Annotated in this window: 8 protein-coding genes; 7 read left to right on the top strand and 1 reads right to left on the bottom strand. The window is 65.9% G+C overall.

The genetic code is table 11. The features are described 5' to 3' along the window. The coding region (locus tag ABNS06_RS14335) for a tRNA pseudouridine(13) synthase TruD (protein ID WP_348675278.1) at positions 1–933 on the top strand (933 nt) is incomplete at its 5' end. Positions 934–942: 9 nt separating this feature from the next. Then, positions 943–1,587 carry a TetR/AcrR family transcriptional regulator gene (locus ABNS06_RS14330; RefSeq protein WP_348675277.1) on the top strand — a complete coding sequence of 215 codons (645 nt, stop codon included), beginning with the start codon at positions 943–945 and terminating at the stop codon, positions 1,585–1,587. A 13-nt stretch (positions 1,588–1,600) separates the two neighbouring features. On the opposite strand, the gene ABNS06_RS14325 is transcribed toward ABNS06_RS14330, so the two are convergent. Next, positions 1,601–2,146 carry a Smr/MutS family protein gene (locus ABNS06_RS14325; RefSeq protein ID WP_348675276.1) on the bottom strand — a complete coding sequence of 182 codons (546 nt, stop codon included), beginning with the start codon at positions 2,144–2,146 and terminating at the stop codon, positions 1,601–1,603. A gap of 54 nt (positions 2,147–2,200) precedes the next feature. On the opposite strand from ABNS06_RS14325, the gene surE reads away from it, so the two are divergent. The 5 genes from surE to ABNS06_RS14300 form a co-directional block, all read left to right on the top strand. After that, positions 2,201–2,953, top strand: coding sequence for a 5'/3'-nucleotidase SurE (gene surE, locus ABNS06_RS14320; RefSeq protein ID WP_348675275.1), 753 nt, complete (start codon positions 2,201–2,203; stop codon positions 2,951–2,953). Between the two features lie 3 nt (positions 2,954–2,956). Beyond that, a complete protein-coding gene (locus ABNS06_RS14315) occupies positions 2,957–3,628 on the top strand; it encodes a protein-L-isoaspartate(D-aspartate) O-methyltransferase (RefSeq protein ID WP_348675274.1) in 672 nt (223 codons plus the stop codon). An 80-nt stretch (positions 3,629–3,708) separates the two neighbouring features. After that, complete coding sequence (locus ABNS06_RS14310; RefSeq protein ID WP_348675273.1) at positions 3,709–4,257, top strand: YqaA family protein; 549 nt, start codon at positions 3,709–3,711, stop codon at positions 4,255–4,257. Next, the gene (locus tag ABNS06_RS14305) at positions 4,209–4,973 is read left to right on the top strand and encodes a peptidoglycan DD-metalloendopeptidase family protein (protein ID WP_348675272.1); all 765 of its coding nucleotides are present in this window, start codon (positions 4,209–4,211) and stop codon (positions 4,971–4,973) included. Before ABNS06_RS14310 ends, ABNS06_RS14305 begins: the two co-directional genes overlap by 49 nt. 112 nt (positions 4,974–5,085) lie before the next feature. Continuing rightward, a partial coding sequence (locus ABNS06_RS14300; protein ID WP_348675271.1) for an aminotransferase class I/II-fold pyridoxal phosphate-dependent enzyme occupies positions 5,086–6,064 on the top strand: 979 nt, incomplete at its 3' end.

Below are 6,064 nucleotides of genomic sequence, written 5' to 3'. Positions count from 1 at the left end.
CCGGCGGGCGAAGGCGAGCACCTGATGATCCAGGTGCGCAAGCGTGACCGCACTACCGACCAGGTCACTCGCCAGCTTGCCCGGCTTGCCGGCGTGCGGGCGCGCAACATCGGGTGCTGCGGGATGAAGGATCGCCATGCCGTGACCACGCAGTGGTTCAGCCTGCCTTGGCCGATCAAGCGCGAATCCCCGGATCCAGGCGACTGGTCCGAGCGACTGGACGGTGCGGATTGTCTGCGCATCGAGCGGCACGACCGCAAGCTGCGGCGCGGCGCCCATGCGCTGAATCGCTTCGAACTGCGGGTTGATCTGGACGGTGCGGTGGATGCTGATGCGCTGGCCGCGCGCATCCAGGCGATTGCCGAGCGGGGTGTGCCCAATGCATTCGGGTCGCAGCGCTTCGGCCGGGAGGGGCGCAACCTGGAACAGTTCGAGGCCATGGACCGCCCGCCTGGGATCGTGCTCTCGGCCGCGCGTTCCGCGCTGTTCAACCGCGTGCTCGACGCGCGTGTTCGCGACGGTTCCTGGAACCGGCTGCTGGACGGCGAGTGGTGCATGCTCAATCACAGCAACAGCGGGTTTCTTGCCGATGCCGATGATCCTGCACTGCAACGGCGCACGGAGGAGGGCGATCTGCACCCGAGTGGACCGATGCCCGGCCGGGCGTCCGACGGTCCTGTCGGTGTCGCGCAGGCGCGCGAACAGGCCTGGTTGGCCGATGCCGCACCCTGGATCGACAAGCTCGCGGCGCTGGGCGTCGAGGCCTCCAGACGGCCGCTGCGCGTGATTCCGGAGCAGTTGCGCATCCTGCGGCATGAGGCAAATTCGGTCGTGCTTTCGTTTGCGCTGCCACCTGGCAGTTTCGCCACGACCGTGGTTTCAGAATGCATTGATTTCGACGGATATTTGCACCAGCGTAGTTCGAACTCGTAGACTCAGGCGATGAGCACAAAGGCGGCAGAAATCGCCCGCGAGACGACCGCAGCAACCAGCGTCCGGAACCGGCGTGGTGGTCGTAACACGCGTGAGGCGATTCTCGACACAGCGGAAGAGTTGCTGCAGCGGCGTGGTTACAACGCGTTCTCATATCACCACATCGCGGTTCAGCTCGGAATTCGCAACGCTGCCATCCACTATCACTTCCCCTCCAAGGAAGATCTCGGCATCGAACTGGTGTCGCGTTTCCGCATGCGCCTGGCCGAATGGATCGAGGTGCTGGAGGAACAGGAGTCCGATCCCTGGGCTCTGCTCGACGCCTACTTCGAGTTCTATCTGGACTACCTCGACGAAGGCGGTCGCAAGATCTGTTTCAGCGGCATGCTGGGCGCCGAGTTCCAGGCGATTCCCGACGGCATGCGTGAAGAGGCGCGGCAGTGCATGGAGCAGATTCTCCATTGGCTGGTGAGCGTGCTGGAGCGCGGTGAAGCGGCCGGCCGCATCCGCTATGAAGGGCCTCCGGAAGCCAAGGCGGTTCAACTCGGTGCCGCCTTGCAGGGCGGGTTGCAGATTGCCCGCGTCGCCGGTGCGGACCGGTTCCGTCAGTTGATCGAACAGCTCCGCCTGGAATTGCAGCCGAATCCGATCTGATCAACCGCTTGTTTCAGCGCGGCTTGCGCAGCAATACGACCGTGGCGCCTGACCCGCCTTCCTGCGGCTTGGCCGATGCATAGCCGAGCACATCCTGCCGCCGACGCAGCCAGCGCGCGACGGCCGGCTTGATCACCGGGCCGGCGGCGGATGATCCCAGCCCCTTGCCATGAATCACCTTGACGCAGCGGTAGCCGCGATCCGCGGATTCGGCGAGAAACTCGGCCAGCGCCAGACGCGCCTGTTCCCGGTTCAAACCGTGCAGGTCGATGCTGGACTGCAGGGTGAACGCGCCCCGTCGCAGTTTGCGAAAGTCACTCTCCGACAGACCATTCGCGCGATAGAGCAGGCCTTCACCGGATTCCTCGTGACTGTCGGGGTCAGCCTCCAGCGATTCGCGCAGCACGGCCTGCCGGTCGAGCTCGCTCTGGCGCGGCGTGTCATCGGGGGCGGTGCGGTGCGGGCGCTCACGATCCGTCCTGCTAAGCGGCTGCACGCCGCCGTAGGCCGACTCCAGCAGGGCCCGATCGTCGTCGTCGGAATCCGTTGTCCGTCCCATCTGCGATAAGATAACGACATTCGCCGTCGCTCTGCACGGCCCGAATCGATCACCATGCATATCCTCGTTTCCAATGACGACGGCTGTCAGGCCCCGGGCCTGATTTGCCTGGCCCGGCGATTACGCCAGTTCGCGAACGTGACCGTCGTCGCGCCGGACCGCAATCGCAGCGGCGCGAGCAACTCCCTGACCCTGATGCGGCCACTGCGCGTGCATCAGCATGCCGACGGCACGCGCTGCGTTGACGGCACCCCCACCGACTGCGTTCACCTTGCGCTGACCGGGCTGCTGGACGAGCCACCGGACATGGTGGTCTCCGGCATCAACGCCGGAGCGAACCTGGGGGATGACGTGCTGTATTCCGGAACGGTCGCGGCGGCGATGGAAGGCCGCTTCCTCGGATTTCCGTCCATCGCCGTCTCCTGCACCGCGGTCGAGCCCAAGCACTACGAAGCGGCGGCCGAGGTGGTCGTGCGCCTGATCGACACGCTGCGCGAGGTGCCGTTCGCGGACAGCACGATTCTGAACGTTAACGTGCCAGACCGGCCGTTCGACGCGCTGGAAGGCGTGGTCAACACGCGCCTGGGCAACCGGCACAAGGCGGAGCCGGTCATCCAGGATCGCGACCCCAAGGGCCGCGAGATCTTCTGGATTGGTCCCACGGGTCCCGAGCTGGATGCCGGCCCCGGCACCGATTTCGATGCGATCTCGCGCGGCTACGCGTCGGTGACGCCGATCCAGGTCGACCTGACCCGCCATGAGGCGATCGAACCGCTGGGGCGCTGGCTGCCCCGGCTGCGCGACTGATCGATGGTCGGACTTCGGCATCCGCATGTGCGTGGCCTGGGCATGACCGCCCAGCGCAATCGCAAGCGTCTGGTGGACCGTCTGTACGAGGAGGGCATCCGCGATGACCGGGTGCTGAAGGCCATCGGCACCGTGCAGCGTCATCGTTTCGTCGACGAGGCGTTGGCGAACATGGCCTACCGCGACACCGCGCTGCCCATCGGTCATGGCCAGACGATTTCGCAGCCGCTGATCGTCGCCCGGATGACCGAGGCGCTGCTGGAGCCCGGGCCGTTCGACACGGTGCTCGAGGTCGGTACCGGCAGCGGATATCAGGCCGCCGTACTCGCTGAGATCGTGGATCAGGTGCTCACCGTCGAGCGCATCCGGCCGCTTTATCAGCGCGCAGGCCGCCTGCTGCGGGAGCTGGGCTATCACAACGTGCGCCTGCGGCAGTCGGATGGTTCCTGGGGCTGGCCGCAGCTTGGGCCGTTCGAGCGCATCGTGGTCACCGCGGGAGGCGAGCAGATCCCTGATGCCTTGCGCGAACAGCTCGCGCCGGACGGCGTGCTGGTGATGCCGGTCGGGCCATCCGGTCGCCAGGAACTGATCCGCCTGACCCGTCACGGCCAGGACTGGGAACGGGAATCACTGGGGTTGGTGAGCTTCGTTCCGCTGGTCTCCGACAAGATCTGAATCCATCGTTTTCATGGACCGCCGACGCGGTCCGTCCGGGAGTTCGTACCACCATGTTTCGTCGCCTGTATGACTGGACCATGCTCAAGGCGCGGCATCGTCACGCCCGCGGCTGGCTGTTCGGCTTCGCTGTCTCCGAAGCCGTGTTCTTCCCGATTCCGGTCGATGTGCTGCTGGCGCCGATGGTCATGGCGGTGCGCGAACACTGGTGGCGGCTGGCGCTGCTGACCACGCTGGGATCCGTCGTCGGCGCGCTGGTGGGCTACCCGCTCGGGTACTTTCTGATCGAGTCGTTGACCCCGCTGTTGCACGATGTGGGTTACTGGGAGGCCTATCAGCATGCGCAGGACTGGTTCCGGCAATACGGCTTCTGGGCGCTGCTGATTGCGGGATTCACGCCGATTCCCTTTAAAGTGTTCACCATCGCGGCGGGTGCGGCGGCAATGCCGCTCCTGCCATTCATCGCGGCCTGCGCGGTCGGACGGGCGGGGCGGTTCGGGCTGGTGGCGGGTCTGGTCGCCGCCGCCGGGCCGATGTTCGAAGACAGGTTGTTGCGGTATATCGACGGGATTGGATGGGCGTGCCTGGCATTGATCGCAATCGGCTTGCTGTTCTGGCGCTTGGCCTGACCCTGCTGCTGGCCGGCTGCGCGTCGGCCGTCCGCTGGGAGAACACCGCCGACGGGCTGCAGGGACGCACCTACACCGTGCGTCAGGGCGACACGCTGTACTCCATCGCGTTCCGACATCAGCTGGACTACCGGACGCTGGCGCGGTGGAACGGAATCGGCAACAGCTATCTGATCAAGCCGGGACAGACGCTGAAGCTTTATCCGGGTGGTGGCGGTTCGCAGGAGACGACCCGGACCGCGTCACGGTCCTCCAGCCCGCCCTCGCGCAGCAGCGCGCCGGCTCGCACACCGCCGCCCGCAAGACCAGCTCCACAGCGTCCCGCTTCGCCCCCCGCCAGACCGACGATGGCCAAGGGGCAGTGGATCTGGCCAGCGCGTGGCGACATCCTGCAGTCCTATTCCGAGCGCTCCAAGGGCATCAATATCGGCGGACAGGTTGGGGACAGCATCCGGGCGTCCGCCGAGGGCACCGTGGTGTACGCCGGCAGCGCGCTCAAGGGCTATGGTCTGCTGGTGATCGTCAAGCACAGCGAGGCGGAACTGTCCGCCTACGGTCACAACCGCAAACTGCTGGTCAAGGAGGGGCAGCGGGTGAAGCAGGGCGAGGTCCTGGCGGAGATGGGGCTGGGCCCGTCCCGGCAACCGCTGCTGCATTTCGAGATTCGCCACAACGGCCAGCCGGTCAACCCGCTGGGACTGCTGCCCAGCGGCTGAGACGGGGATCGGCGTCCTCAGGCGCGACTTCCGTGTTCATTTCGATACAATCCCCGGCCCCGCATCGCGACTCGCGATGTCCATCTGACTGCTAACAGACAAGACCCCGGCCGTGAAGGATCACTTCCAGCGCATCGAGCGCCTCCCCCCATACGTTTTCAATATCGTCGGACAGCTCAAGCAGGAAGCGCGAGCCCGGGGCGAGGACATCATCGATTTCGGCATGGGCAATCCCGATCGGCCCACGCCGCAGCACATCGTCGACAAGCTGACCGAGGCGGCCCAGCGTGGCGATACGCACCGGTATTCGGTCTCGCGCGGCATTCCGCGCCTGCGGCTGGCGATTTGCGACTGGTACCGGCGCCGCTTCGGCGTGGAGCTGGACCCCGAATCCGAGGCGATCGTGACGATCGGCTCCAAGGAGGGCCTGGCGCACCTCGCGCTCGCCTGCCTGGGGCCGGGTGACATCGTGTTGGTGCCGAATCCGGCGTACCCGATCCACCCCTACGGCGTGGTTATCGCCGGCGCCGACGTGCGCCATGTGCATCTTTCGAACGACACCGAGGAGTTCTTCAGCGAACTGGAAAAGGCGCTGCGGGAATCCTGGCCGGCGCCGAAGATGATGCTGCTGAACTTCCCGGCCAATCCGACGGCGATGTGCGTCGATCTGGCGTTCTTCGAGCGCGTGGTCGAGATCGCGCGGGAGTTCGACCTGTGGATCGTCCAGGATCTGGCCTACGCCGAGCTCTGCTACGACGGCTACGAGGCCCCGTCGATCCTGCAGGTGCCCGGCGCCAAGGACGTCGCGGTGGAGTCCTACTCGCTGTCCAAGACCTACAACATGCCCGGCTGGCGTGTCGGTTTCATGTGCGGCAATCCGCAACTGATCGCCGCGCTGGGCCGGATGAAATCCTACCTGGACTACGGGATGTTCACGCCGATTCAAGTCGCGGCCATCGCCGCGCTCAACGGTCCGCAGGACTGTGTCAAGGACATCCGCGAAACCTACCGCTCACGCCGTGACGTGCTCTGTGACGGCATGGCCAGTGCCGGCTGGGAGGTCGACCGGCCGAAGGCGACGATGTTTGTCT

The organism is uncultured Abyssibacter sp., from assembly GCF_964000955.1.
Taxonomy (GTDB): domain Bacteria; phylum Pseudomonadota; class Gammaproteobacteria; order Nevskiales; family OUC007; genus Abyssibacter.
Note: the sequence above shows the minus strand (reverse complement) of the source record. Positions and strands in the feature narration are given on the sequence as shown.

Excerpts from the sequence above, each read along its gene's own strand:
- ABNS06_RS14330 (WP_348675277.1), top strand. The coding sequence starts at position 943 with ATGAGCACAAAGGCGGCAGAAATCGCCCGCGAGACGACCGCAGCAACC.
- ABNS06_RS14325 (WP_348675276.1), bottom strand. The coding sequence starts at position 2,146 with ATGGGACGGACAACGGATTCCGACGACGACGATCGGGCCCTGCTGGAG.
- surE (WP_348675275.1), top strand. The coding sequence starts at position 2,201 with ATGCATATCCTCGTTTCCAATGACGACGGCTGTCAGGCCCCGGGCCTG.
- ABNS06_RS14315 (WP_348675274.1), top strand. The coding sequence starts at position 2,957 with ATGGTCGGACTTCGGCATCCGCATGTGCGTGGCCTGGGCATGACCGCC.
- ABNS06_RS14310 (WP_348675273.1), top strand. The coding sequence starts at position 3,709 with ATGCTCAAGGCGCGGCATCGTCACGCCCGCGGCTGGCTGTTCGGCTTC.